The sequence below is a fragment of the Streptomyces tatrensis genome (assembly GCF_049310065.1).
GTDB lineage: Bacteria > Actinomycetota > Actinomycetes > Streptomycetales > Streptomycetaceae > Streptomyces.
The window spans coordinates 3,730,422-3,755,115 of sequence record NZ_JBMDLB010000011.1 but is presented as its reverse complement, the minus strand read 5'-3'; the positions used below and the strand labels follow the sequence as shown (position 1 = coordinate 3,755,115).

The 24,694-nt window shown below is 71.7% G+C and carries 25 protein-coding genes and 1 other RNA gene; 17 read left to right on the top strand and 9 right to left on the bottom strand.

Translation table 11 applies throughout. From position 1 onward, the window contains the following. The first annotated feature begins 214 nt into the window (after positions 1-214). From ftsE to ssrA, 5 genes are all read left to right on the top strand, one after another. Complete coding sequence (gene ftsE / locus ACODT5_RS32785; protein WP_243337359.1) at positions 215-904, top strand: cell division ATP-binding protein FtsE; 690 nt, start codon at positions 215-217, stop codon at positions 902-904. A gap of 17 nt (positions 905-921) precedes the next feature. Further along, a complete protein-coding gene (gene ftsX, locus ACODT5_RS32780; protein WP_422522731.1) occupies positions 922-1,845 on the top strand; it encodes a permease-like cell division protein FtsX in 924 nt (307 codons plus the stop codon). A gap of 67 nt (positions 1,846-1,912) precedes the next feature. Further along, positions 1,913-3,151 (top strand): S41 family peptidase, encoded by a 1,239-nt coding sequence (locus ACODT5_RS32775; protein ID WP_422522730.1) that lies wholly within the window; start codon positions 1,913-1,915, stop codon positions 3,149-3,151. Between the two features lie 18 nt (positions 3,152-3,169). Beyond that, positions 3,170-3,655: an SsrA-binding protein SmpB gene (gene smpB / locus ACODT5_RS32770; protein WP_266908355.1), complete on the top strand. Its 486-nt coding sequence runs from the start codon at positions 3,170-3,172 to the stop codon at positions 3,653-3,655. Between the two features lie 127 nt (positions 3,656-3,782). Beyond that, positions 3,783-4,171, top strand: a transfer-messenger RNA (tmRNA) gene (gene ssrA / locus ACODT5_RS32765). Between the two features lie 546 nt (positions 4,172-4,717). Here the strand turns inward: ssrA and ACODT5_RS32760 are convergent. The 3 genes from ACODT5_RS32760 to ACODT5_RS32750 form a co-directional block, all read right to left on the bottom strand. Continuing rightward, a complete protein-coding gene (locus ACODT5_RS32760; protein ID WP_422522729.1) occupies positions 4,718-4,897 on the bottom strand; it encodes a hypothetical protein in 180 nt (59 codons plus the stop codon). A gap of 116 nt (positions 4,898-5,013) precedes the next feature. Next, entirely contained in the window at positions 5,014-5,730 is a 717-nt protein-coding gene (locus tag ACODT5_RS32755) for a hypothetical protein (protein WP_422522728.1), read from the bottom strand. A gap of 89 nt (positions 5,731-5,819) precedes the next feature. After that, positions 5,820-6,266 carry a hypothetical protein gene (locus ACODT5_RS32750; protein WP_422522727.1) on the bottom strand — a complete coding sequence of 149 codons (447 nt, stop codon included), beginning with the start codon at positions 6,264-6,266 and terminating at the stop codon, positions 5,820-5,822. A gap of 349 nt (positions 6,267-6,615) precedes the next feature. Here ACODT5_RS32750 and ACODT5_RS32745 point away from each other — a divergent pair, with 349 nt between their 5' ends. Beyond that, positions 6,616-6,918 carry a hypothetical protein gene (locus ACODT5_RS32745; protein WP_422522726.1) on the top strand — a complete coding sequence of 101 codons (303 nt, stop codon included), beginning with the start codon at positions 6,616-6,618 and terminating at the stop codon, positions 6,916-6,918. Between the two features lie 174 nt (positions 6,919-7,092). Then, the gene (locus tag ACODT5_RS32740; RefSeq protein WP_422522725.1) at positions 7,093-7,350 is read left to right on the top strand and encodes a hypothetical protein; all 258 of its coding nucleotides are present in this window, start codon (positions 7,093-7,095) and stop codon (positions 7,348-7,350) included. Here ACODT5_RS32740 and ACODT5_RS32735 read toward each other — a convergent pair. From ACODT5_RS32735 to ACODT5_RS32725, 3 genes are read right to left on the bottom strand one after another with little or no spacing between them, the layout of a single operon-like run. Beyond that, positions 7,323-7,634, bottom strand: coding sequence for a Txe/YoeB family addiction module toxin (locus ACODT5_RS32735; protein WP_422522724.1), 312 nt, complete (start codon positions 7,632-7,634; stop codon positions 7,323-7,325). The genes ACODT5_RS32740 and ACODT5_RS32735 overlap by 28 nt on opposite strands. Next, positions 7,631-7,906, bottom strand: a complete 276-nt coding sequence (locus tag ACODT5_RS32730) for a type II toxin-antitoxin system Phd/YefM family antitoxin (protein WP_422522723.1) — start codon at positions 7,904-7,906, stop codon at positions 7,631-7,633. The genes ACODT5_RS32735 and ACODT5_RS32730 overlap by 4 nt, the downstream gene beginning before the upstream one ends. A gap of 29 nt (positions 7,907-7,935) precedes the next feature. Then, complete coding sequence (locus tag ACODT5_RS32725; RefSeq protein ID WP_422525112.1) at positions 7,936-9,198, bottom strand: MFS transporter; 1,263 nt, start codon at positions 9,196-9,198, stop codon at positions 7,936-7,938. A gap of 348 nt (positions 9,199-9,546) precedes the next feature. On the opposite strand from ACODT5_RS32725, the gene ACODT5_RS32720 reads away from it, so the two are divergent. The 3 genes from ACODT5_RS32720 to ACODT5_RS32710 all read left to right on the top strand — a co-directional run bounded on the left by ACODT5_RS32720 (position 9,547) and on the right by ACODT5_RS32710 (position 13,360). Beyond that, complete coding sequence (locus ACODT5_RS32720; RefSeq protein WP_422522722.1) at positions 9,547-10,509, top strand: LysR family transcriptional regulator; 963 nt, start codon at positions 9,547-9,549, stop codon at positions 10,507-10,509. A 141-nt stretch (positions 10,510-10,650) separates the two neighbouring features. Next, on the top strand, positions 10,651-12,021 hold the full coding sequence (locus tag ACODT5_RS32715) for a nitrate/nitrite transporter (RefSeq protein WP_385376810.1): 1,371 nt from the start codon (positions 10,651-10,653) through the stop codon (positions 12,019-12,021). 166 nt (positions 12,022-12,187) lie between these two features. Beyond that, entirely contained in the window at positions 12,188-13,360 is a 1,173-nt protein-coding gene (locus ACODT5_RS32710) for a uroporphyrinogen-III synthase (protein WP_422522721.1), read from the top strand. Between the two features lie 34 nt (positions 13,361-13,394). On the opposite strand, the gene ACODT5_RS32705 is transcribed toward ACODT5_RS32710, so the two are convergent. Both ACODT5_RS32705 and ACODT5_RS32700 read right to left on the bottom strand, forming a co-directional pair. Then, positions 13,395-13,811: a PIN domain-containing protein gene (locus ACODT5_RS32705; protein ID WP_422522720.1), complete on the bottom strand. Its 417-nt coding sequence runs from the start codon at positions 13,809-13,811 to the stop codon at positions 13,395-13,397. Between the two features lies 1 nt (position 13,812). Then, complete coding sequence (locus ACODT5_RS32700; protein ID WP_422522719.1) at positions 13,813-14,031, bottom strand: type II toxin-antitoxin system VapB family antitoxin; 219 nt, start codon at positions 14,029-14,031, stop codon at positions 13,813-13,815. A 152-nt stretch (positions 14,032-14,183) separates the two neighbouring features. Between ACODT5_RS32700 and ACODT5_RS32695 the strand changes: the two genes are divergently transcribed. From ACODT5_RS32695 to ACODT5_RS32680, 4 genes are all read left to right on the top strand, one after another. Further along, positions 14,184-14,753: a CGNR zinc finger domain-containing protein gene (locus ACODT5_RS32695; RefSeq protein WP_422522718.1), complete on the top strand. Its 570-nt coding sequence runs from the start codon at positions 14,184-14,186 to the stop codon at positions 14,751-14,753. A 128-nt stretch (positions 14,754-14,881) separates the two neighbouring features. Then, positions 14,882-17,212: a HelD family protein gene (locus ACODT5_RS32690; RefSeq protein WP_422522717.1), complete on the top strand. Its 2,331-nt coding sequence runs from the start codon at positions 14,882-14,884 to the stop codon at positions 17,210-17,212. A 501-nt stretch (positions 17,213-17,713) separates the two neighbouring features. Beyond that, on the top strand, positions 17,714-19,138 hold the full coding sequence (locus tag ACODT5_RS32685) for an NAD-dependent malic enzyme (protein ID WP_403715249.1): 1,425 nt from the start codon (positions 17,714-17,716) through the stop codon (positions 19,136-19,138). A gap of 320 nt (positions 19,139-19,458) precedes the next feature. Next, positions 19,459-19,740, top strand: coding sequence for an HU family DNA-binding protein (locus ACODT5_RS32680; RefSeq protein WP_007264399.1), 282 nt, complete (start codon positions 19,459-19,461; stop codon positions 19,738-19,740). A 245-nt stretch (positions 19,741-19,985) separates the two neighbouring features. Here ACODT5_RS32680 and murA read toward each other — a convergent pair whose 3' ends face one another. Beyond that, on the bottom strand, positions 19,986-21,329 hold the full coding sequence (gene murA, locus ACODT5_RS32675) for a UDP-N-acetylglucosamine 1-carboxyvinyltransferase (RefSeq protein WP_422522716.1): 1,344 nt from the start codon (positions 21,327-21,329) through the stop codon (positions 19,986-19,988). A 286-nt stretch (positions 21,330-21,615) separates the two neighbouring features. Here murA and ACODT5_RS32670 point away from each other — a divergent pair, with 286 nt between their 5' ends. From ACODT5_RS32670 to ACODT5_RS32660, 3 genes are all read left to right on the top strand, one after another. After that, on the top strand, positions 21,616-22,176 hold the full coding sequence (locus ACODT5_RS32670; RefSeq protein WP_422522715.1) for a YqgE/AlgH family protein: 561 nt from the start codon (positions 21,616-21,618) through the stop codon (positions 22,174-22,176). Between the two features lie 87 nt (positions 22,177-22,263). Then, positions 22,264-22,551, top strand: coding sequence for a DUF3039 domain-containing protein (locus tag ACODT5_RS32665; protein WP_243337322.1), 288 nt, complete (start codon positions 22,264-22,266; stop codon positions 22,549-22,551). A gap of 152 nt (positions 22,552-22,703) precedes the next feature. Beyond that, positions 22,704-24,362, top strand: coding sequence for a beta-N-acetylhexosaminidase (locus ACODT5_RS32660; RefSeq protein ID WP_422522714.1), 1,659 nt, complete (start codon positions 22,704-22,706; stop codon positions 24,360-24,362). The last annotated feature ends 332 nt before the right edge of the window (positions 24,363-24,694 follow it).

The following is a 24,694-nucleotide window of genomic DNA, read 5'->3' as shown; positions in this document are numbered from 1 at the left end:
TTCGTCCCCTCGGTTACAACGGTCGCGGGAACCGGTCCGTTCCCCCTCCCACTGTGCCAGCTTCGATGACATTCGGCGCGGCCCCTCCGGGCAATCGCGGTCGAGCACCTCTCGGACCAGGGGATATATCGGGCAACCCCGGACACCGGGTCCACACCTCGCGCCCGTTCGCGTATGGTCACGCACACCTACTCCCGGCGACCGTGGTGCACCCGTGATCCGATTCGACAACGTCTCCAAGTCCTACCCGAAGCAGAGCCGCCCCGCACTCAGAGATGTCTCTCTGGACATTGCGAAGGGCGAGTTCGTCTTCCTGGTCGGCTCCTCCGGCTCCGGCAAGTCCACCTTCATGCGGCTCATCCTGCGCGAGGAGCGGGCGAGCCACGGCCAGGTGCACGTCCTGGGCAAGGACCTCGCCAAGCTCTCCAACTGGAAGGTTCCGCAGATGCGGCGCCAGCTGGGGACCGTCTTCCAGGACTTCCGCCTGCTGCCCAACAAGTCGGTGGCCGACAACGTGGCCTTCGCCCAGGAGGTCATCGGCAGACCGCGCGGCGAGATCAAGAAGGCCGTTCCCCAGGTACTGGAACTCGTCGGCCTCGGCGGCAAAGAGGACCGGATGCCCGGCGAGCTCTCCGGCGGTGAGCAGCAGCGCGTGGCCATCGCCCGTGCCTTCGTCAACCGGCCGGCGCTGCTGATCGCGGACGAGCCCACCGGCAACCTGGACCCCCAGACCTCCGTCGGCATCATGAAGCTGCTGGACCGGATCAACCGGACCGGCACCACCGTGATCATGGCGACCCACGACCAGCAGATCGTCGACCAGATGCGCAAGCGCGTCATCGAACTCGAGCAGGGCCGTCTCGTCCGCGACCAGTCGCGCGGCGTCTACGGCTACCAGCACTGAAAGGCTCCTGAGACGCGATGCGCGCCCAGTTCGTCATGTCGGAGATCGGTGTCGGTCTCCGCCGCAATCTGACCATGACCTTCGCGGTCATCATCTCCGTGTCCCTGTCGCTGGCCCTGTTCGGCGGGTCCCTGCTCATGCGCGACCAGGTGAGCAAGATGAAGGGGTACTGGTACGACAAGGTCAACGTCTCCATCTACCTCTGCAACAAGAGCGATGCCGAGGCGACCAACGGGGCCTCCTGCTCCAAGGGCGCGGTGACCCCGGAGCAGAAGCAGGCCCTGGAGACCGAGCTCAAGGGCATGGACCTCGTCGAGGCCGTCACCTACGAGTCCTCCGACGAGGCCTTCAAGCACTACAAGGAGCAGTTCGGGCACACCGCCCTGGCCGCGTCCATCACCCCGGACCAGATGCCCGAGTCCTTCCGGGTGAAGCTCAAGCAGCCGGAGAAGTACAAGGTCATCACGACCTCCTTCTCCGGGCGTGACGGAGTCCAGTCGGTGGAGGACCAGCGCACCGTGCTGGACAACCTCTTCAGACTCCTCGGCTACCTCAACATCGCCGCGCTCGGCATCATGCTGATCATGCTGGTGGTGGCCCTGCTGCTGATCGTCAACACGGTGCGCGTCTCGGCCTTCAGCCGTCGGCGCGAAACCGGGATCATGCGCCTGGTGGGCGCTTCCAGCTTCTACATCCAGGTGCCGTTCATCATGGAGGCGGCCTTCGCCGGCCTCATCGGCGCGCTGCTCGCCTGCGGGATGCTCGGCGCCGGCCAGTACTTCGTGATCGACCACGGTGCCGCGCTGCGCGACAAGATGGAGCTCATCAACTTCATCGGCTGGGACTCGGTCCTGACCAAGCTGCCGCTGGTGCTCGCGATCGGCGTGCTGATGCCCTCGCTGGCCGCCTTCATCGCGTTGCGCAAGTACCTGAAGGTGTGACGAGCGCCCCGCGAGCGGTACGGCCAACCACCCGTACCGCCGCGGGCCTTGTCCTAGACTCGGCGCCATGCCGGGACTGCCCGCCTTCTGTCTCCGGCCCCGCGACGTGCGTCGCGGGGCCGTTTTGACGTTGGTCTTCCTCGCCGCCGTGGGTACCGGCGCCTTCACCGGGAGCTGGGACCACCCCGACCCCGGCAGGTCCGCGGGCCCCGCCGCCCTGGCGGCGGGTACGGAGCCCTCCGCACCCGGGACCGCGACCGGGGCCCCGCCCGGGCCGCGGGCGCCGGCACGGGCGCACCGCGAGGCGGGCACCGCCGACCGTGACGCGGTGGCCCGGGCGGCCGCCGAGGCCGTCGCAGAGGGCAAGTCCGGGAAGTCGGCGGCCCAGGAGGTCGTCAGCCGCAGCGGGGACCGCTGGGGCGCGGTGTACGACCAGGGGGAGTACGAGGCCTTCTCCGACGACCTGGACGGCCGCTGGACGGGCGTCGGCCTGTGGGCCGGGCGGCTGCGCGACGGCCGCATCGAGATCGACCGGGTCCAGCCCGGCAGCCCCGCGGCGCGGGCCGGGATGCGCGCCGGGGACCGGCTGCTCAGCATCGACGGGCAGGGCGTGACCGGGCTCGAGGTGGCCGAGGTGGTGGCCCTGCTGCGCGGCGAGGCCGGCACCCCCGTGGTCCTGAAGCTGACGCGCGGCGGCACCGACCGCACGGAGACCGTGCGGCGCGAACAGCTGCGCAGCGAGCCGGTGACGGTACGGGAACTGCCCGGCGGGATCACGGTCATCAAGGTCGCCTCCTTCACCCGGGGTTCCGGCGACCGGGTCCGCTCGGCGGTCCGCGCGGCTCCGCCCGGCGGCGGGGTCATGCTCGACCTGCGCGGCAACACCGGCGGCCTGGTCACCGAGGCTGTGACGGCCGCCTCCGCCTTCCTGGACGGCGGGCTGGTGGCGACGTACGACGTACGCGGTGCACAGCGCGCCCTCTACGCGACCCCGGGCGGCGATACGGCCCGGCCCCTGGTGGCGCTGATCGACGGCGGCACGATGAGCGCGGCCGAGCTGGTCACCGGAGCCCTCCAGGACCGCGGCCGTGCGGTGGCGGTCGGTACGCGCACCTTCGGCAAGGGCTCCGTGCAGATGCCCACGGAGCTGCCGGACGGATCGGTGGCGGAGCTGACGGTGGGTACGTACCGCACTCCGGCGGGCCGCAGCCTGGACGGTGCGGGCATCACCCCGGACCTGGCGGCGGCGGACGGGGTCGAGGAACGGGCCCGCACGGTATTGAGTGGCATCGGGGTGGGTCCGTAGTGCGAAAATGACCGCACTATGGCTAAGGAAACAGGGCGCAAGCTGATCGCCCAGAACAAGAAGGCGCGGCACGACTACACGATCATCGACACCTACGAGTGCGGTCTCGTGCTCACGGGCACCGAGGTCAAGTCCCTGCGCCAGGGCCGTGCCTCGCTGGTGGACGGCTTCGTGTCGGTGGAGAGCGGCGAGGCGTGGCTCTACAACGTGCACGTGCCGGAGTACAGCCAGGGCACCTGGACCAACCACAGCGCGCGGCGCAAGCGCAAGCTGCTCCTGCACCGCGAGGAGATCGACAAGCTGGACTCGAAGACGGGGGAGACGGGCAACACGATCGTGCCGCTCGCCCTGTACTTCAAGGACGGCCGGGCGAAGATCGAGATCGCGCTGGCGAAGGGCAAGAAGGAGTACGACAAGCGGCAGTCGCTGCGCGAGAAGCAGGACACGCGCGAGACGAACCGGGTGATCTCGGCCGTCAAGCGCAAGGAGCGCGGCCAGCTTTAACCTCCTGGCACACCGTGGTCCACTTCGCGTACCATGGGGTCAGCACCACGCGCTTGCGGGTGGTGCCGGTCGAGCGGGACGCATGGAGAGCGCCCGCTGGATTTCATAACTGAACAGCGTGAAACATGGGGATGATCGGTTTCGACAGCGGATGTCGATGTAGGGGAAGCGAGCCGAGAAAGCGGCAATGATCTCGTTAACCATATGTCGCAAACAATAATCGCCAACTCCAAGAGCGATAACTCCCGCTTCACCCTCGCTGCCTAATAACAGTGAGCTGAAGCCTCTGTGAGGAGCGTCAGCCCGGAAGTGGTCCCGGTCCGGATCCTGGCGTCAATTAGGGATCTAAACCTCTAACTCCGGTCACGGGGGATAGAGGGAAATCAAACAGTGACTGAGCCCGTCGGAGACTTGTCCGTGTGATCTCCGGGGCTGAGAAAAGCGCAGCGGAATGCGCTCGGAGAAGCCCTACTTCTGCACCGTTGGACGCGGGTTCGATTCCCGCCATCTCCACCACCCCATGTTGGAAAAGCCCCCGGCTCGCGAGATCTCTCGCAGGCCGGGGGCTTTTTCGTGTGCGGGGGCGCCCGGGGTTCCCTGCCGCCGCAGGTCCAGACCGGCGCACCCGGCCGACCGCCGGTTCGTGTTCCCCGGGTGCCCCACTGCATCGGTCCTCGATCCGACACTCAGACGCCATCCGGGAGGGGCTGGTGGGTGGCGCGGGCACCTCGCTCGCCGGTGGGGCAAGCCTCCGCCGTCGGGGTTGCCGTTCGTCGGCTGAGGTCGAATACGGGTGGCTGTTGGCCGGCGGGCGGGTCGGATGCGGGTGTGCTGGCGGCGACCGCACGGGGCTGGTGCTGGCCTTCGGGGGTCGCTCCGAATTCCCTGGTACCCCCGCTCAAACGCTGGCAGCTCCCGGGCAGGCCGCCGCTTCACGCTGGGCACGTGCACGGGTACGTCATGCCACCCTGCGAACAGAACGTCGACCGCCAGCACCTCTCCTGCACGGAATCCGCCGGGAACCCGGAGTCCTGTCCGGTCCCGTACTGGTATCCGCGTGGCTCATGCGTTGTGGCCCTGGCTCACGCCGAGGAGACGGCCGGCGCGCCAGCTCGCCCATAGGTAGGCGGCGTAGTGACGGCCGTACGTCTCCTGGTCGGCGCACTTCTTCTGTGCGGCCGTCAGGTCGGGCTCTTGGATGCCGACCATGATGCCGACCGCTCGGCCGTTCTGCCGCCGCATCCGGTGAGCAGTGCGCCGGCCGCCAGGATGGCGATGGGGATCGCCTTGTTCGTCTTCACGGTGATGCTCATCTCGATCTCGGAGCCCGAGCCGTGTGAACGACCCGTGGCGGGGGCCTACTTGACGTCCGCGTACTTGGTGATCTTGAACAGGGTGAAGGCCGGCGCGGTGAGGGATCCGCCCATGGTGGTGGAGTAGGTGATGGGCATCGCCACTCTCACGTTCGCCGTGAACGCGTCGCCGTCCACGATGTTCTTGATGCCGGTCTTACTGTCCGTGGTCGTGTCGGTGAAGAACGAGTTCGTGTCGCAGTCGGAGATGAACCCGTACTGCGGCTGGTGCTTCTCGCCGCACGCGTTCGCCCGGACGCTCGCCGCCCCGGTAGAGGAGTCGGACTGGGTGACGTATCCGTGGACCTTGTAGCACTCGCCGTAGTGAGCGCCGAATTCCTTGACCATCAGCTTGAAGTCGCGATCGGTGAGCTCCTTGAAGGACGTGCACTCCGGGGACGGCGTCGGCGCCGCGATCGCCTCGGGCGACGCGCTCGGCGTCGGGGCGGCCGAGGTGTCGGCGGGCAAGGCCGGGGATATTCGGTCAACGCTGGCCGTGACGGTGATCGTGACCTGGGGTCCGGCGTCCTCGGCGACGATGGTTCGGGGTGCGGCGAGGTAGCCGGCCAGGGCGCCGGTGCCGGCCATGAGGACCGCTCCGGCGCCGGCGATGGCGTACAGGCGGCCCTTCGGGGTGGGAGCCGGCGGAATGGTGGGGGGCTGGGGCGGCATGGCGGGAGGGAACGTGTGCCGGTCGGGCTGTTGGGGGTACTGCTCGGTCACGGTGGGACCCCTCGCGGTTCGTTGGGTGTGGTCAATGCGGGCGGCCCGCACCATCGGGTGCGGGCCGCCGTGGAGGGTTAGCAACGGGACTAGTAGCCGTTCCGGCTGTTCGCGTTAGACACGGATATCGCGTAGATCACGTTCCCGATTCCCGCCGTGAACATGAACAGGAGCGCGTGCACCATGCATGACTGACTCTGGTAGGGCCTGCGGTACCCGCCCCCGTAGGCGGCGGCGGACGCCGAGGACGCCGCGCTGTTGTTGATGATGATCGGCGCGGGCGGCTGGCCGTACATGGGCTGTCCGTAATGCTGTTGCGGGGACATGGGCTGCCCGTACTGCTGCTGCGGGTACTGCTGCTGGCTGTACTGCGCGTGATACGGCTGGCCAGGGCCACCCTGGGTGTACTGCTGCGGCTGCTGCTGGGGCGGGACCTGCGGTTGCGGCTGGGGCGGCTGGGCAGGGGCCTGCGGAGGGCGCTGCGGCTGGGGCGGGGTACCCGGCTTGCTCATCGGGATTGGTGCGTCCGGGGTCATGTCTGCACCTGTCGGTTGGTCGTGGTCGGTCATGGTGGCCTTTCGGGGGGTGTCGCGCTCAGGGATTGTGCGGGCGTCCCGTACAAGTCGGTAGAGGACGCCCGCGATATGGGACGGGTCAGGCGGTCGAGTACCGCAGGTCACAACGCGGCTGGTGGCGGTGCGTGGGCCGGTCAGGACCGGACACGTGCAGTCCGGATCCAGCACGGGCCCCGGCATGTCCGGGCCACGCAACTCCCGGGCGGCGCTGGCCGCTTCCTGCCGGAGTCCGTCCACGTCCCATATGCCGAATCCGTGACGGGCGGCGACTTGGTCGCGGTGCACGTATACGTACGTTCGGAAGGAGGCAGTGCGTGCTTTGGCGCGGGGCCGGTCGGCCGTGGAGAGCGCCCGCGCTCGTGGCGGCCGTGCCACGAAGAACTCCCGTGTCACCGAAGCAGTTTGGGGGCAGGCGGACGGGCGCAGGAAGGCGGCGGCTGTCGCCCGCAAGAGCGGCCACACGGCCTCCATGACCGCCCTGGTGGAGGCGCTGCTCCGCCGGTACAACGCAGTCGAGCTGGTGCCCCGCACGGTCATCGTCACGGTGGAGGCGATTGCAGGGGGCGCGCACCCGGAAGTGGACGGCTCGGAGACGCCCTCTCTGGCGCGTTGAAACCAGCGGGCAGCAGAAAGCCCCCGCACCTTCCATGGTGCGGGGGCTTTCTGCTGCCCTGTGTGGGTGGGTCGTGATCGAGAAGGCCCGGAGGGGCTGGTCCGGAGTATCCACCCACAGGGTCTGGCCGTCGGCGGTGAGAGTGAGGCCGAAGCGGTCCCGGCTGGGGCCGTCGTGCTCCTCCCAGACCTGGTGGGCCGTCTCCGCCTGGTCCCACAGGTTCCGGGGCCGGCCTGGTGGGTGGTGCCCGCGGCGACACGGGCCCAGGAGCCGTCGGCGGTCCAGATACGGCTCGCCACCCCCTCGGACGCGAACCTGCTGACCTCGCACCCGAACACCGATGCCAACCGTTGGCAGGTGTGGCTGAAGAACCCCGCCGGCGCCGGAGACACCGGCGTCCGCGTCTACACGATCTGCCAGCCCACCGGCTGACGGACCCTCTGCAGACACCGCGACCCCGCGACCGCCCGCGGGGGCGCGGTGCTGGTCCGACCCCGATGTGCGGCTCGGCAGACGAGCCGGTGTTCGTCGTCGATCCGGCGGGACCAGTAGCCCGAGAGCTCGCCCTTCAGGGGTTCGGGTTTGCCGATCCCGCCGAACGGGTCGCGCTGGATTTCGCCGATGAGGCGGGTGATCCTGCGGGCCATCTTCCGGTCCGACGCGAGCCAGAAGAGGAAGTCGTCCCAGGCCGCGGGGTCGATGTGGACGCTCCTCACTCCTCGCCCCCGGTCATCTCCTTCAGCTCGTCCAGTGTCCTGGCGACGGTGGTTGCGCCCTCGCGGTCGCGGGCGACCGCTTCCATCAGGCGCTTCGCGTTCTCCGGCGACCGGAGGAGGTGGACGGTCTCCTGCCAGGAGTCGTAGTCGTCGGCGGCCATGAGGACGGCGTCGCCGCTCTTGGACGTGATGCGCACCGGAGTGTGGTCGGTGTTGACGCGCTCGATGAGTGTGAAGAGGGTCGCTCGGGCCTCGCCGGCGCTGATGGACATGGCGTCACTCCATTCTTGGCGGTACGTGACTACCGGACCAGTCTTGTACGGGAGGAGGCCGGTACCAGCCCCATGCCACCCAGAAGGAGCGCGAGCAGCGCCCCCGCCGCCGGGAGGGCGTACGGGGCCGTCGTGCCCCAGTGGTCGATCGCGGAGCCGGCCGTCGCGGAGCCCGCCGCGATGCCTGCGAAGAGGGCGGTGACGGCGAGGGTCATGCCCTCGTTGAGGCGGCCCGGCGGGGTCACGGCGTGCACCCGGGACATCGCGGTGACCATGACCGGGGCCGTGGCCATGCCGGCCAGCAGCAGGGCCGCGGACAGGGCGAGCAGGGAGCCGGTGGCCGCCGCCGCCCAGGGCAGGGCCATGGCGGCCGCCAGGACGCCCAGGCAGGCGGGGAGCGTGCGCGGGCGCAGGGTGCCGTAGAGCAGGCCGGCCGCGAAGGAGCCGGCCGCCTGGAGGGCGAGGACGGGGCCCGAGAGCGCGCCGAGGCCGTGGGCGCCGAGATGGGCGATGGAGGTGATCTCCATGGAGCCGAACATCGCGCCGAGGGCGAGGAAGAGCGGCAGCAGTCCTCCCAGGGCGCGGAGCGGGGAGGGTCCCCGGACCGCGGGCGCGGGCGGGGGTTCGGTGGCGCGGTGGGCCGTGAAGACCAGCATCCCGGTGAGGAGCAGTACGGCCCCGGCGAGCGTGCCCGCCTCCGGGAAGGCGGCGGTGCACAGGAAGGCGGCGACCACCGGTCCGAGCATGTACGCCAGTTCGTCCGCGGCCTGCTCGAAGGACATCGCGGTGTGCCGGGAGGCCGGGTCGTCCTGCAGCAGGTGGGTCCAGCGGGCGCGGGACATGCCGCCGATGTTGGGGGTGGTCGCGGTGGCGGCGTAGGAGGCGAAGAGGGTCCACGCGGGGGCCCCGGTACGGACGCACGCGATCAGGGAGAGCGAGCCGAGGACCGCGATCAGGGAGGCGGGCACGGCGACCCGGGCCTGCCCGTGCCGGTCGACCAGCCGGGCCGTCCAGGGCGCCACGAAGGCGGTGGCGGCCAGGCCCACCGCCACGACGGCGCCGGCGAGGGCGTAGGAGCCGCGCTGCCCGGCGATCATCATGACGGCGCTGACGCCGAACATGCCCATGGGGAGCCGGGCGACGAGGTTCCCGGCGGTGAACCCGCGGGTGCCGGGGAGCGCGAAGAGCCGCCGGTACGGGCCCGGGGCGCGGGTCGGCCGCGCCGCGCGGGCCGGGTGCTCCTGCCGCGCCGGGGCGGCGGCGAGCACCAGCGTGGTGCCGGAGACGGCCATGAGCGGGCCGCGCGCGGCCGGGGCGGCACGGCGGACGGCGCCGCCGGACCGGGCGACCGGCGGGGCGACCGGCGGGGCGGCGGCGATCGCGACGGCGCCCGGGGCGGCGGCCGACGGCGCGGCGGCAGCGCCCGGGGCGGCCGCCCGGACCGCGGCAGGGGTGACGGGCGACGGGCCGGCAGACGGCGGGGTGGTGGCGGCCGGGCCGGCAGCGGCCGGGCCGGCGGGCGGCGGGGTGGTGGGCATGGGTCAAGGCTCGGGCCGGGCCCCGTCGGCGGTCCAACACCTGTTCGGGAGTGATTCACCGCTCCGTGTTGTGAATGCGGCCGGGGTTGTTAGTCTCCGCAGGTGACGCCCCGAGACGTGGAACCCCGCCTGCTGCGCGCCTTCCTCGCCGTCGCCGAGGAGCTGCACTTCACCCGTGCCGCCGCCCGGCTCTACGTGGCCCAGCAGGCCCTGAGCCGGGACGTGCGCCGGCTCGAGCAGACCCTGGGCGCGGCCCTGTTCGTCCGCACCACCCGCGCCGTCGAGCTGACCCCGGACGGGGAGCGGCTGCTGCCCCTGGCCCGGGGCGTGCTGCGCGCCCACGAGGAGCTGGCCGGGGTGTTCGCGGGGCCCCGCCCGCTGCTCGTCGACCTCAACACCGACGGCCCCGGCACCGCCCGCAGCGTCCTGGAGCGGGCCCGCGAACTCGCCCCCGACTGCGAGCTGATGGCCCGCTTCGAGTCCGGGCTCACCCACGCCGCCGCCGAGATCGCCGCGGGCCGCCTCGACGTCTCCTTCGGGTACGCCGACGGCCTCGACCCGGCGCTGCGGGCCCGCCTCGCGCGCACGCCCGTACGGTACGAGCCGCTCGCGGTGCTGCTGCCCGAGGGGCACGCGCTGGCCGCGCTGGACGCCGTACCGCTGGACGCGCTGCGCGGCGAGACGGTGTACACCGGGGCCGGGAACCCGCGGACCCTGGAGTGGACCGGGCTGGCGCGCGAGCTGTTCGCCGGGCGGGGCATCGAGCCGGCGCCGCCCGCGCCGGTGGCGGTGGGCAAGGAGGAGTTCCGCCGGGTCATGGTCAAGACGGGCCGTCCGGTCCTCGCCACGGTGGGCTTCGTCGACATGCCCGGCTGCGTCAAACGTCCGCTGACCGCCCCGGTGCCGCTGTCGCCGCTCTCCATGGTGTGGCGGAAGGGTTCGAGCCATCCCGGGCTCGACGCGCTGCGCCGCGCCGCCGCGGAGCTCGGGGCCGGGCGCGGCTGGCTGGAGGTGCCCCCGGACAGCTGGCTGCCCGCGCTCACACCCGCCCCGGGCGGTGGGTGAGTGCAAGGTTTCCCGCCGGTCATCCAGCGGGGACCGGGGCCGAAACGAGCCCTTCCTACGGTCGTCACCACGGACGGGACGCGACGAGCCGGACTAGGCCCGACGAGCGCGACGTGATCGCAGCAGCTGTGGAGGCGTGTGATGACCAGTACGACCGCACCGCGCAAGGGTGGCCGCTGGATCGAGCGGTGGGACCCCGAGGACGAGACCTTCTGGCGGGAAACGGGTGAGAAGACCGCCCGCCGCAACCTGATCTACTCCGTGCTCTCCGAGCACATCGGGTTCTCGATCTGGTCCCTGTGGTCCGTGATGGTGCTCTTCATGGGCCCGCAGTACGGGATCGACCCCGCCGGGAAGTTCTTCCTCATCGCCACCGCCACCTGCGTGGGCGCCCTGGTCCGCGTCCCGTACACCTTCGCCGTGGCCCGCTTCGGCGGCCGCAACTGGACGGTCGTCAGCGCCCTGCTGCTGCTCGCGCCGACGGTCGCCGCCTGGCTGGTGATGGAGCCCGGGACCTCGTACAACACCTTCCTGCTGGTGGCCGCGCTGACCGGGGTCGGCGGCGGCAACTTCGCCTCGTCGATGACGAACATCAACGCCTTCTTCCCGCTGCGCAAGAAGGGCTGGGCGCTCGGCCTCAACGCGGGCGGCGGCAACATCGGCGTCCCGGTCGTCCAGCTCGTCGCCCTGCTGGTCATCGGTACGGCCGGAGCCGGCCACCCGCGGCTGCTGCTCGGCGCCTACATCCCGCTGATCGTGATCGCCGCGGTGCTGGCCGCCGTGCGGATGGACAACCTGGCGCCCGTCCGCAACGACACCGGAGCCGTCCGCGACGCGGCCCGTGACGGGCACACCTGGATCATGGCGTTCCTGTACATCGGCACCTTCGGCTCCTTCATCGGCTACAGCTTCGCCTTCGGGCTGGTGCTCCAGACGCAGTTCGGCCGCACCCCGCTCCAGGCGGCCTCGCTCACCTTCATCGGACCGCTGCTCGGCTCGCTCATCAGGCCGGTCGGCGGAGCCCTCGCGGACCGCTTCGGCGGCGCCCGGATCACCCTGGGCACCTTCGTGGCGATGGCGGCGGCGACCGGAGTGGTGATCCTGGCCTCCGTACGGGAATCCCTGCCGGTGTTCCTGATCGGCTTCGTGGGGCTGTTCGTCCTCAGCGGGCTCGGCAACGGCTCCACCTACAAGATGATCCCCGGCATCTTCCAGGCGAAGGCGCTGGCCCGCGGGATGAGCGGCGAGGACGCGGCCGCGTACGGGCGGCGGCTGTCCGGCGCCTCCATGGGACTCATCGGCGCGGTCGGCGCGCTCGGCGGGCTCGGCATCAACCTGGTCTTCCGGGAGGCCTTCCTGACCTCCGGCTCGGGCACGGCGGCCTTCGTGACCTTCCTCGGCTTCTACGCGGTGTGCTGCGCCGTCACCTGGGCGGTATACCTTCGCCGGCCCGCCCAGGTGATGATCCCCACGGCCGGTGCGGAGGCGAAGCCGCAGCTCACCTCGGTGTAACGGCGAGCACACGCCGGTTAACGGCACCGAAATACGCGTGAACCGAGCCTGATACGCCCCCAGGGCAGGCTCGGTTCACGCGAGCGTCACGACTACGCGACCGCGACACCGGACCCCGATATCGGACCCCGACACCGGACCCGACCACTGCGCGAGGCAGGTCACCATGCACGACCAGGACACCCCCACCGGTCCGCCCACTGGTCCGCCCACCAGTCCTCCGGCCGGCCCGCTCGCCGGCTTCACCGTCGGGGTCACCGCCGCCCGGCGCGCCGACGAGCTCATCGCCCTGCTGCGCCGCCGCGGGGCCACCGTGCTGCACGCCCCCGCCCTGCGGATCGTGCCGCTCGCCGACGACGCCGAACTGCTGTCCGCCACCAAGGAACTCATCGGCTGCGCGCCCGACGTGGTGGTGGCGACCACCGCCATCGGCTTCCGCGGCTGGATCGAGGCCGCCGACGGGTGGGGGCTCGGCGAGGAACTGCTCGGACGGCTTCGGGATACCGAACTGCTGGCGCGCGGACCGAAGGTGAAGGGCGCGATCCGGGCCGCCGGGCTCGTGGAGACCTGGTCCCCGCACTCGGAATCGCTCGCCGAGGTACTGGACCGGCTGCTCACGGCCGGGGTGGCCGGCCGGCGCATCGCGCTCCAGCTGCACGGGGAACCGCTGCCCGGGTTCATCGAGGCCCTGCGGGCGGGCGGCGCCGAGGTGGTCGGCGTACCCGTCTACCGCTGGATGCCGCCGGAGGACCTCGGGCCGCTGGACCGGCTGATCGACGCGGTGACCGCCGGAGCGGTGGACGCCGTGAGCTTCACCTCCGCCCCGGCGGCGGCCTCGCTGCTGACGCGGGCCGCGGAGCGGGGCCTACGGGAATCCGTGATCGGGGCCCTGACCGGCGGGTCGGTCCTCTCCGCGTGCGTCGGGCCGGTGACGGCCCTGCCGCTCCAGGCGGAAGGCGTGACCACGGTGCAGCCCGAGCGCTTCCGGCTCGGACCCCTCGTGCAACTCCTGTGCCAGGAACTCCCGGGCCGGGCCCGCGTGCTCCCGGTGGCCGGACACCGGCTGGAGCTGCGCGGCCACGCGGTCCTCGTCGACGCCGAGCTGCGCCCCGTCCCGCCCGCCGGCATGGCCCTGCTCAGGGCCCTGTCCCGGCGCCCGGGCTGGGTCGTGGCCCGCTCCGAACTCCTGCGCGCCCTCCCCGGCGCGGGCCGCGACGAGCACGCGGTGGAAACGGCGATGGCCCGCCTGCGCGTGGCCCTGGGCGTCCCGAACCTCATCCAGACCGTCGTCAAGCGCGGCTACCGGCTGTCGCTGGACGCGGGCGCCTGCGCGGACTGAGGGCGGCGTCCGGGTGTGCTCCGGCGGCCCCGGGTCAGCGGGGCACCCGGTGCACGTTGTGCTCCTGGACCTCCGGGAGCAGACCCGCCGCGGCTGCGAAGTCCTTGTCGTCGTGGAGGACGATGAGCCCGTGGTGGGCCGCCGTCGCGCAGATGAGCCAGTCGACGACGGACAGGCTCTGGTGGCGGCCGCGCTGGGCCAGGCGGTACTGCGCGGTCTCGATCCACTGCCAGGCGTTCTTGGGAACGGGCACCTCCGGGTAGAGGTCGGCCAGCATGTCCGTCATGGCCTCGTACTCGTCGAGGTTCCGCGCGGACCTCCGGAACTCCGTGCGCTGGGGGCGACAGGAGCCGACGTTGCCCTCGTCGATCTCGTGCGCCCAGGCCTCGTTGAGGGACCGGTCGCACTGCAGACGCCAGACGGCCGTCGAGTCGATCAGGTAGCGGAGCACGTCAGGCGGCGCCCTTTTCCGCGGCGTGCTGACGCCAGAAGCTCTCTTCGTCCCACTCCTGGGCCGCCTGGAAGTGGCGGAGCCGGGCCTCGGTGCGACGGCGGCGCTCGACATACTCGCGCAGCGCCAGGTTCACGGTCTCCTTCTTCGTCCGTGCGCCCGACAGCTGCATGGCCTCGGCAAGGGCCTCGTCGTCGAGATCGATCTGGGTGGCTGACATGGGGCCCTCCCAAGGGATGGAGTATCGGCTCCATATAAGGCTAGCGGATGTTCCATACATCCGGGCGGGAATGGCCTGTGCCGACAGGGTTCCGGTCGGCGCCCCGCACGGGCATTCTGGGGGCACGCCCCGACAGGGAGGCGGTGACGGGCATGTGGTTCGACTCCGGGCGGGTCTGCCTGGACCTGGTGGCTACGTTTGCGCCTCTCGCGAAGACCGAGGGCATCCGGGACGGTGACGGGCTGCGGCTGTGGCTCACCGGAACCGGGCTGGTGCCCGACCGGACGCCGCTCGGCCGCGTCGGGGACGACTGGGTGCGGGCCTTCCAGGTGCTGCGCGCCGACGTCGAGAGCCTCGTACGGGCCGAGCTGGCCGGAGCCGCGCCGCCCGGGGCCGCACTGGCCCGGGTCAACGCGGCGGCCGCCGGTGCACCCCCGGGACTGTGTGCCGTACAGGACCAAGAAGGGCACCTCGTACGCGAGTTGTGCGGCGGCGTCGAATGCGCCGGACTGCTCGCCGCCGTGGCCCGGGACGCCGTCGAACTGCTCACCGACCCCGGCGAGCGGGAGCTGCTGCGCGCCTGCGAGGGCGACGGCTGCGCCCGCGTCTACCTCGACACCTCGCGCGGACACCGCCGCCGCTGGTGCTCCAGCGAGCTCTGCGGCAACCGCGAACGCGTCGCCCGCCACCGGCGGCGCGTCCTCGAATCCCGCCCCGGCTGACCCCGACCGCGACCCCCGCCGGGCGTGATCTTCGTCCTGATCCGCGAGCCGTCCCGGAAGGGGCGTGCGCACACGGGCCCCTTCGCGTACGGTTGACGGCTGCCCATGCACGTCAGAAAGGGGCCTTGGTGGCCGCGCAGAATGCCGCTGTCGACAGCACGGCGGATTCCGTCCGCGATCGGGAGATCGCGGTCGAGCAGACGCATCTCGATCACGTGTACCGACGCCTTGAGGAGAAGATCCACGAGGCGGAGTTCCTGATGAACGACGCCGCCAAGCGTGGCCAGGTCGGCACGCCCGGCGCCCTCGCGGAACGGGACGCGCAGGTGTTCCGCGCCGGGATTCACCTCAACCGTCTCAACAACGAGTTCGAGGACTTCCTGTTCGGCCGCATCGACCTGGTCCTCGGCAAGGACGGGGAGCGGGGCCCCGACGGCGCCTTCACCTCCGTCGAGCCCGCCGACGACGCGATCCGCACCGACCTCACGGCCGATATCGCCGAGACGCTCCACATCGGCCGCATCGGGGTCCTCGACTCCGACTACGCGCCGCTCGTCATCGACTGGCGCGCCCCCGCGGCCGCGCCGTTCTACCGCTCCACCCCCAAGGACCCCGGCCGCGTCGTGCGCCGCCGGGTCATCCGCTCCAAGGGCCGCAAGGTGCTCGGCGTCGAGGACGACCTGATGCGCCCCGAGGTGACCGCCTTCCTCGACGGGGGCGAGCTGCCCGTCATCGGCGACGGCGCCCTGATGGCCGCCCTCGGGCGGGCCCGTACCCACTCGATGCGCGACATCGTCTCCTCCATCCAGGCCGAGCAGGACCTCGTCATCCGGGCGCCCGCCGCCTCGGTCGCCGAGGTCGCGGGCGGACCGGGCACCGGCAAGACCGCCGTCGCCCTGCACCGCGCCGCCTACCTGCTCTACCAGGACCGCCGGCGCTACTCCGGCGGCATCCTGATCGTCTCCCCGACCCCGCTCCTGGTCGCCTACACCGAGGGCGTCCTGCCCTCCCTCGGCGAGGAGGGCCAGGTCGCCATCCGGGCGCTCGGCTCGCTCGTCGACGGGGCCGAGGCGACCACGTACGACGACCCGTCCACGGCACGCGTCAAGGGCTCGTCCCGGATGCTCAAGGTGCTGCGCAAGGCCGTACGGGGCGCCCTGGAGTTCGGCGGTCCCGGCGGGGCACCCGCCCCCGACCGGCTGCGCGTGGTGGCCTTCGGGCGCCGCCAGGAGCTGGAGGCCCCCGACCTCGACCGGATCCGGCAGAACGTCCTGTCCGGCACGGCCCCGGTCAACCTGCTGCGCCCGCGCGCCCGCAAGCTCCTGCTCGACGCGCTGTACTCCAAGTCCGGCGGGGCGGGCCGGCACAGCGACCCGGAGCTCGCGGCCGAGCTGCGCTCCGCCTTCGACGAGGACATCTCGACGGAGGACGCGTTCATCGACTTCCTGAACGCCTGGTGGCCCGAGCTGACCCCGCGCGGGGTGCTGGCCTCCATGGCCGACGAGCGGCGCCTGTCGCGCTGGTCGCGCCGGGACCTGAACCCGCGCGAGACCCGTCAGGTGGCGCGCTCCCTGCGCCGGGTGGGCCCGGACGGCAAGGGCGCCCTGTCGGTGCACGACGTGGCGCTGCTGGACGAGCTCCATCAGCTGCTGGGCGCGCCCGCGCGGCCCAAGAAGAAGCGGCAGATGGATCCGCTCGATCAGCTCAGCGGGCTGGAGGAGCTGATGCCGACCCGCGAGGAGACCCAGTGGGAGCGGGCCGAGCGGCTCGCGGCGGAGCGCACCGAGTACGCGCACGTCATCGTCGACGAGGCGCAGGACCTGACGCCGATGCAGTGGCGGATGGTCGGCCGCCGCGGCCGGGGCGGCACGTGGACGGTGGTCGGAGACCCGGCGCAGTCCTCGTGGACCGACCCGCAGGAGGCGGCCGCCGCGCGCGACGAGGCGCTGGGCACGCGGCCGCGGCGCAAGTTCACCCTGACGGTGAACTACCGCAACCCGGCCGAGGTCGCCGAGGTCGCCTCGCGGGTGCTGAAGCTGGCGGCGCCGGGCACGGAGCCGCCGACGGCGGTGCGCTCCACGGGCCTGCTGCCGCGCTTCACGGCGGCGCCCCCCAAGGAAGGGGACCTGCGCTCCACGGTCGTGGAGGAGACCCGGCGGCTGCTGGAGCAGGTGGACGGCACCGTCGGCGTGGTCGTGGCCATGGACCGGCGCGCCGAGGCCGCGGGCTGGCTCGCGGAGCTGGGGGAGCGGGCGGTCGCGCTGGGCAGCCTGGAGGCGAAGGGCCTGGAGTACGACGCCACGGTGGTCGTCTCCCCGGCGGAGATCGCGGACGAGTCCCCGGCCGGCCTGCGGGTGCTCTACGTGGCCCTGACCCGTGCGACGCAGCAGCTGACGGTGATCTCCACCGACCGGGACGAGCCGGACGCCGAGGGGGTCGCGGCGCTGCTCCGGCCGTGAGGCCGCCGCGGGGCCGGTTGTCGTCGTAGGGCCGGTCGCCGTCATGGGGCCGGTCACCGTCATAGGGCCGGTTGGTCGGCGGCCAAGGGCGTGGTCCCTCAACCGGTCGCCGGTGGGGGGATCGCTTCCGGCGAACCTTTGTTAGCCTGGGTTACGGCACCGACTCGATCCAAGCCCCCGGGCCCAACCTTAGTCGCCTAGAGCGACCACTTGCCGCGAGGCGAGCATGGCGGGTCGGTGTCATAGACGTATGAAGCACCAGGTCCGCGTCCTCCACCCAGTGGGGGGCGCGGACCTTTTTGTATGGGCCACCCATTCCGTAGACCCCAGTTATCTCGTATGGTGGAAGAGTTCTTCCGAAATTTGTAGCTGGTTACCTTGTACCGGCTGGTAGGTGGGACGATCGGACAACAGGTCCTGCCATACCTGCCATGTTCTCGGCAAGAGGCGCGGGGCCCTGCGTGTGTACAGAAAAACCAGGGACAGAAGAGGAACACGGCCATGGCAACGGCGCCCAGCGTCTCGTACTCGATGACGGTCCGCCTGGAAGTGCCCGCGAGCGGTACCGCGGTCTCCCAGCTCACCACCGCCGTGGAGTCCTCCGGTGGCTCGGTCACCGGCCTCGACGTGACCGCATCCGGCCACGAGAAGCTCCGTATCGACGTCACCATCGCCGCGACGTCCACGGCGCACGCCGACGAGATCGTCGAGAAGCTCCGCGGGATCGAGGGCGTCAGCCTCGGCAAGGTCTCCGACCGAACCTTCCTGATGCACCTCGGCGGCAAGATCGAAATGCAGTCGAAGCACCCCATCCGCAACCGTGACGACCTCTCGATGATCTACACCCCGGGCGTGGCCCGGGTGTGCATGGCGATCGCCGAGAACCCCGAAGACGCCCGCCGCCTGACCATCAAGCGCAACTCCGTCGCAGTCGTGACGGACGGCAGCGCCGTGCTGGGCCTCGGCAACATCGGCCCGATGGCCGCACTGCCCGTCATGGAGGGCAAGGCGGCCCTCTTCAAGCGCTTCGCCGGCATCGACGCCTGGCCGATCTGCCTGGACACCCAGGACCCCGACGAGATCGTCGCCGTCGTCAAGGCGATCGCCCCGGGCTTCGCGGGCATCAACCTCGAGGACATCTCCGCGCCGCGCTGCTTCGAGATCGAGGCCCGGCTGCGCGAGGCCCTCGACATCCCCGTCTTCCACGACGACCAGCACGGCACCGCCATCGTGGTCCTCGCCGCCCTCACCAACGCGCTGCGCGTGGTGGGCAAGGCCGTTGGCGACGTCAAGGTGGTCATGTCGGGCGCCGGCGCCGCCGGTACCGCCATCCTCAAGCTGCTCCTGGCCGCCGGCGTCAAGAACGCCGTCAGCGCCGACATCCACGGCGTGGTGCACGCGGACCGCCCCGACCTCGTCGACGCGGCCGCGGACTCCCCGCTGCGCTGGATCGCCGACAACACCAACCCCGAGGGCTACACGGGCACCCTGAAGGAGGCCGTGGTCGGCGCCGACGTGTTCATCGGCGTCTCGGCCCCCAACGTCCTGTCCGGCGAGGACGTGGCCGCCATGGCGGAAGGCGCGATCGTGTTCGCGCTCGCGAACCCGGACCCCGAGGTGGACCCGGCGATCGCCCGCCAGACCGCCGCCGTCGTGGCCACGGGGCGTTCCGACTTCCCGAACCAGATCAACAACGTGCTGGTCTTCCCGGGCGTCTTCCGCGGCCTGCTGGACGCCCAGTCGCGCACCGTGAACACCGACATGATGCTGGCCGCCGCGAGCGCCCTGGCCGACGTGGTCGGCGAGGACGAGCTGAACGCGAACTACATCATCCCGTCGGTCTTCAACGACAAGGTCGCGGGCGCGGTCGCCGGAGCCGTCCGCAAGGCGGCCTCCGCGGCCGTGACGGCGCCCACCTCCGTCTGATCCCCGGCGCGTCGCGGGATGCGGGCCCCCCGGGCCGCCCATAGGGTTGCGGGGATGCCCGCGTGGCCCGCGGTCCGCGTCTCCGGACACCCATCCGGGCGTCTTCCGGTGCGGACGGAGCGTCACCGCGGCGTGACTGTGGCGCTTTTCGTGTGACCCCGGCGGGTGCCGGATTGGCTTTCCCGCCGGTGGTGGGGGCAGGATGCGTAACCGGGCGAGAGGGTCTGACGTCAGACCCGGGTCCGGGGACTGTCCTAGGGCCCTGGCAGCATCGGCTTCGATCTCACGCCTCTAAGGCACGTTGAACACGGGAGTACAACATGAACCGCAGTGAGCTGGTGGCCGCTCTGTCCGAGCGCGCCGAGGTGACCCGCAAGGACGCCGACGCCGTTCTGGCCGCGCTCGCCGAGACCGTCGGCGAGATTGTCGCCAAGGGCGACGAGAAGGTCACCATCCCCGGCTTCCTGACCTTCGAGCGCACCCACCGTGCCGCTCGCACCGCGCGCAACCCGCAGACCGGCGACCCCATCCAGATCCCGGCCGGCTACAGCGTGAAGGTCTCCGCGGGCTCCAAGCTCAAGGAAGCCGCCAAGGGCAAGTAGTCCGCCCTTGTGCCGAGGGCCACAGAGGCCCTTGGGACGGCAGTAGTAGTACGTAGTACGCGAGAGGCGGCCACCCGGCACCGGGTGGCCGCCTCTCGCCGCTTGCGGCACCCCGGGTGGCCCCCGGGAGCCAGAACGCCCCCACAGGCCCTGTACGGGGCCTGTGGGGGCGTTCTGGGACGGTCTGTGGGGATCTACGCCCGTCAGGCGCGGATCTACGCCCGTCCGGCGCTGATCCGTGCCCGTCAGACGAGGTCGCCGCCCGGGAGCTCGACCTTGGCGCCCAGTTCCACGAGCTTCTCCATGAAGTTCTCGTAGCCCCGGTTGATCAGGTCGATGCCGTGGACCCGCGAGGTGCCCTCGGCGGCGAGCGCCGCGATCAGGTACGAGAACCCGCCGCGCAGGTCGGGGATGACCAGGTCGGCGCCCTGGAGCTTGGTGGGCCCCGAGACGACGGCCGAGTGCAGGAAGTTGCGCTGGCCGAAGCGGCAGGCGCTGCCGCCCAGGCACTCCCGGTAGAGCTGGATGTGCGCGCCCATCTGGTTGAGCGCGGAGGTGAATCCCAGACGGGACTCGTAGACCGTCTCGTGGACGATCGACAGGCCGGTGGCCTGGGTCAGCGCCACGACCAGCGGCTGCTGCCAGTCGGTCTGGAAACCGGGGTGGACGTCCGTCTCCAGCGCGATGGCGTTGAGCGGGCCGCCCGGGTGCCAGAAGCGGATGCCGTCGTCGTCGATCTCGAACGCCCCGCCGACCCGGCGGAAGGTGTTCAGGAACGTCATCATCGAACGCTGCTGGGCGCCGCGCACGTAGATGTTGCCGCCGGTGGCGAGGGCCGCGGACGCCCAGGAGGCGGCTTCCAGCCGGTCCGGGAGCGCCTTGTGGTTGTAGCCGCCGAGGCGGTCCACGCCGGTGATCCGGATGGTCCGGTCGGTGTCGACGGAGATGATCGCGCCCATCTTCTGCAGGACGCAGATGAGGTCTTCGATCTCCGGTTCGACGGCGGCGTTGCTGAGCTCGGTGACGCCCTCGGCCAGGACGGCCGTCAGCAGCACCTGCTCGGTCGAGCCGACCGACGGGTAGGGCAGGCGGATCTTGCAGCCGCGCAGTCGCTGCGGGGCCTCCAGGTACTGACCGCCCTCGCGCTTCTCGATGGTCGCGCCGAACTGGCGGAGCACCTCGAAGTGGAAGTCGATCGGCCGGCCGCCGATGTCGCAGCCGCCGAGGCCGGGGATGAAGGCGTGGCCGAGGCGGTGCAGCAGCGGGCCGCAGAAGAGGATCGGGATGCGCGAAGAGCCCGCGTGCGCGTCGATGTCCGCGACGTTCGCGCTCTCGACGTGCGAGGGGTCGAGCACCAGCTCGCCCGGTTCGTCACCGGGGCGGACGGTCACCCCGTGCAGCTGGAGCAGCCCGCGCACGACCCGGACGTCCCGGATGTCGGGAACGTTGCGCAGCCGGCTGGGCTCGTCGCCGAGCAGGGCCGCGACCATCGCCTTGGGTACGAGGTTCTTCGCGCCGCGGACACGGATCTCGCCCTCGAGCGGAGTTCCGCCGTGGACAAGCAGTACATCGTCACTGATGCCGGTCATGAATCTCGCGTTCCGGAGAGGGGTGGGCAGGGGGGCCAGTGAAAAGGGTAAGGGGCATGACCCCCCTGTTCGTAAGGCTGACGGGGCCGTAGGACTGTCATGAATTCGGTACAACACCCTGGGTGCCCGCCAGGTGGCGGAGCGTCTCCTTTCAGCGGGGGTCCGGCCGGGGTCCGCCACGCGGCCCGTGCGCGCCCCGAATTGCCGCGGTGCGACCTGAGCTGCGTACGTATCCGAATGTGCCGCCCACTCCCCCTCGCGGGCGAATGTGCGAGATCATGTCGCCATGACCGAGGTGTCCTCCCTCACAGGGCGGTTGCTCGTGGCCACCCCCGCCCTCGCGGACCCGAATTTCGACCGCGCGGTGGTGCTGCTGCTCGACCACGACGAGCAGGGCTCCCTCGGCGTCGTCCTCAACCGCCCCACCCCGGTGGGCGTCGGTGACGTGCTGCTGCCCTGGGCTCCGCTGGCCAAGGACCCCGGAGTCGTCTTCCAGGGCGGCCCGGTGGCGATGGACTCCGCGCTGGGCCTGGCCGTCATCCCGGGCGAGGAGGGACCGCTCGGCTGGCGCCGGGTGCACGGGGCGATCGGCCTGGTGGACCTGGAGGCCCCGCCCGAACTCCTCGCGGCGGCCCTGGGGGCCCTGCGCATCTTCGCCGGGTACTCGGGCTGGGGCCCGGGGCAGCTGGAGGAGGAACTGGGCGTGGGCGCCTGGTACGTCGTCGACTCCGAGCCGGGCGACGTCTCCTCCCCGGACCCCGAGCGGCTCTGGCGCGCGGTGCTGCGGCGCCAGCGCAGCGAGCTGGCCATGGTGGCCACGTACGCGGACGACCCGTCGCTGAACTGAGCCCGCGGGGCGGGGCCGGGGCGGGGGCGGGCCGGGGGCGCCCGCCGCGGATCCCTCGCGCGCGAGGGACTCGGTACCCTGGCAGTCATGAGCACTCTTGAGCCCGATCGCGGGACTGGTACGGGGACCCTCGTAGAGCCGACGCCGCAGGTGTCCCACGGCGACGGCGACCACGAGCGCTTCGCCCACTACGTCCAGAAGGACAAGATCATGGAGAGCGCGCTCGGGGGCACCCCCGTCGTCGCGCTCTGCGGCAAGGTCTGGGTTCCGGGCCGGGATCCGAAGAAGTACCCGGTCTGCCCCATGTGCAAGGAGATCTACGAGTCCATGGGCCCCGGCGGGGACAAGGACAAGGGCGGCAAGGACGGGAAGTAGTCCTCCGGCCCTCCCGAAGCGGGACCAAGGCCCTCGGTGCGCACAGTTGCGTCCGGGGGCCTTTGCCGTGCCCCGGGGGCGGGTTAGGGTCGCCGCGTCAGCGCCCTGTGAAACGTCCGTTGCACCTGCTGCAACGCGGAGGAGTCGAGGCCATGTCGGAGTCGATCGAATTGATCCCTCAGCCGCGGTACGCCGGCTTCCGGCCCGACGGGGCCGTGCTCGAACTCACGGACCCGCTCCTGCACACCGGACCCGGCGCCGGGGGGACGGCCCGCTGGCTGCGCCGCGAACTCGGCGCGGCCACCGGCTGGGTGCTGCCCGACCCGGCCCCCGGCGAGACGTACGCCGCACGCCAGGTGATCCGGCTCGTGGTGCGCCCGGAGCTGGCGCGGGAGAGCGGCCCCGAGTCGTACGAGGTCCACCTCACGGCGGGGTCCGTACTCCTGGAGGGCGCCGACGAGGCGGGTCTGTTCTACGCCGCCCAGACGCTGCGTCAGCTCCTCGGGGCCGACGCGTACCGGCGGGCGCCGCTGCCGGGGGCGGTGTGGCGGCTGCCGTGCGGGGACGTCGCCGACGGCCCCCGCTTCGGCTGGCGCGGCCTCATGCTCGACGTGGCCCGGCACTTCATGCCCAAGGACGGGGTGCTGCGGTACATCGACCTGCTCGCCGCCCACAAGCTCAACGTGCTCCACCTGCACCTGACGGACGACCAGGGCTGGCGGATCGAGATCGAGCGCTACCCGAAGCTCACCGAGGTCGGCGCGTGGCGGTCCCGCAGCCGGTGGGGCCACCGGGCCTCGCCGCTGTGGAACGAGACCCCGCACGGCGGCTTCTACACCCGGGACGACATCCGCGAGATCGTCGCCTACGCCGCCGAGCGGCACGTGCGCGTGGTGCCGGAGATCGACGTGCCGGGGCACTCGCAGGCCGCGATCGCCGCGTACCCGGAGCTCGGCAACACCGACGTGGTGGACACGGCCGCGCTCGGGGTGTGGGACGACTGGGGCATCAACGAGAACGTGCTCGCGCCCACCGAGGCCGTCCTGCGGTTCTACGAGGGGGTCTTCGAGGAACTGCTGGAGCTGTTCCCCGCCGAGGTCTCGCCCTTCGTCCACATCGGCGGCGACGAGTGCCCCAAGGCGCAGTGGAAGGCCTCCGCGGTCGCGCAGGAGCGGATCCGCGAGCTGGGGGTCGACGGCGAGGACGGTCTGCAGTCCTGGTTCATCCGGCACTTCGACGGCTGGCTCGCCGAGCGCGGCCGCCGGCTCATCGGCTGGGACGAGATCCTGGAGGGCGGGCTGGCCCCGGGAGCGGCCGTCTCCTCCTGGCGCGGCTACGCGGGCGGCATCGCCGCCGCCGAGGCCGGCCACGACGTGGTGATGTGCCCCGAGCAGCAGGTGTACCTGGACCACCGTCAGGCGGACGGCGGGGACGAGCCGATGCCCATCGGGTACGTACGGACATTGGAGGATGTGTACCGGTTCGAGCCGGTACCGCCGAAGTTGTCCGAAGAGGCCGCCGCCCACGTGCTGGGCGCGCAGGCCAACGTGTGGACCGAGGTGATGGAGGACCAGAGCCGCGTCGACTACCAGACGTTCCCGCGCCTCGCGGCCTTCGCGGAGGTGGTGTGGTCCCGGCTGCCGCAGCCCGGGGAGCGGGATTACGCGGACTTCGAGGCAAGGATGACGGCGCACTACCGGCGCCTGGACGCCCTCGGGGTCGACTACCGGCCGCCGGGCGGCCCGTTGCCGTGGCAGCGCAGGCCCGGAGTGCTCGGGCGCCCGATCGAGGGAGCGCCCCCGAACGTGTGACGAGCCCCCCGCGGGGATGAGCCGGGGTGGGAGCGGAGCGGCGGCGGCGAGGCGGCGCCCGTGCGGGAACGCGGCGCCGCCGGGGCGGGATCGAGTCCGGATCGAGGCCGGACGGAGACCCGGTCACGGCCGGATCGCAGCCCGGTCGCGGCCGGATCACGGCGGGATCGCGGTGGGATCGAGCGGCTGGTGCGGGGGCCGTGCGCGGGACGGTCCGAGGGGCCGTACGGGGGGCGTCGCGAGGGTGGTGCGCCGGTGGTGCGCGGGCGGTGGACCCTCGCGTCCGGTGCTCCGGAAGATGTGCCAGAGTTGCCACCTCCCGGCGGTGAGCA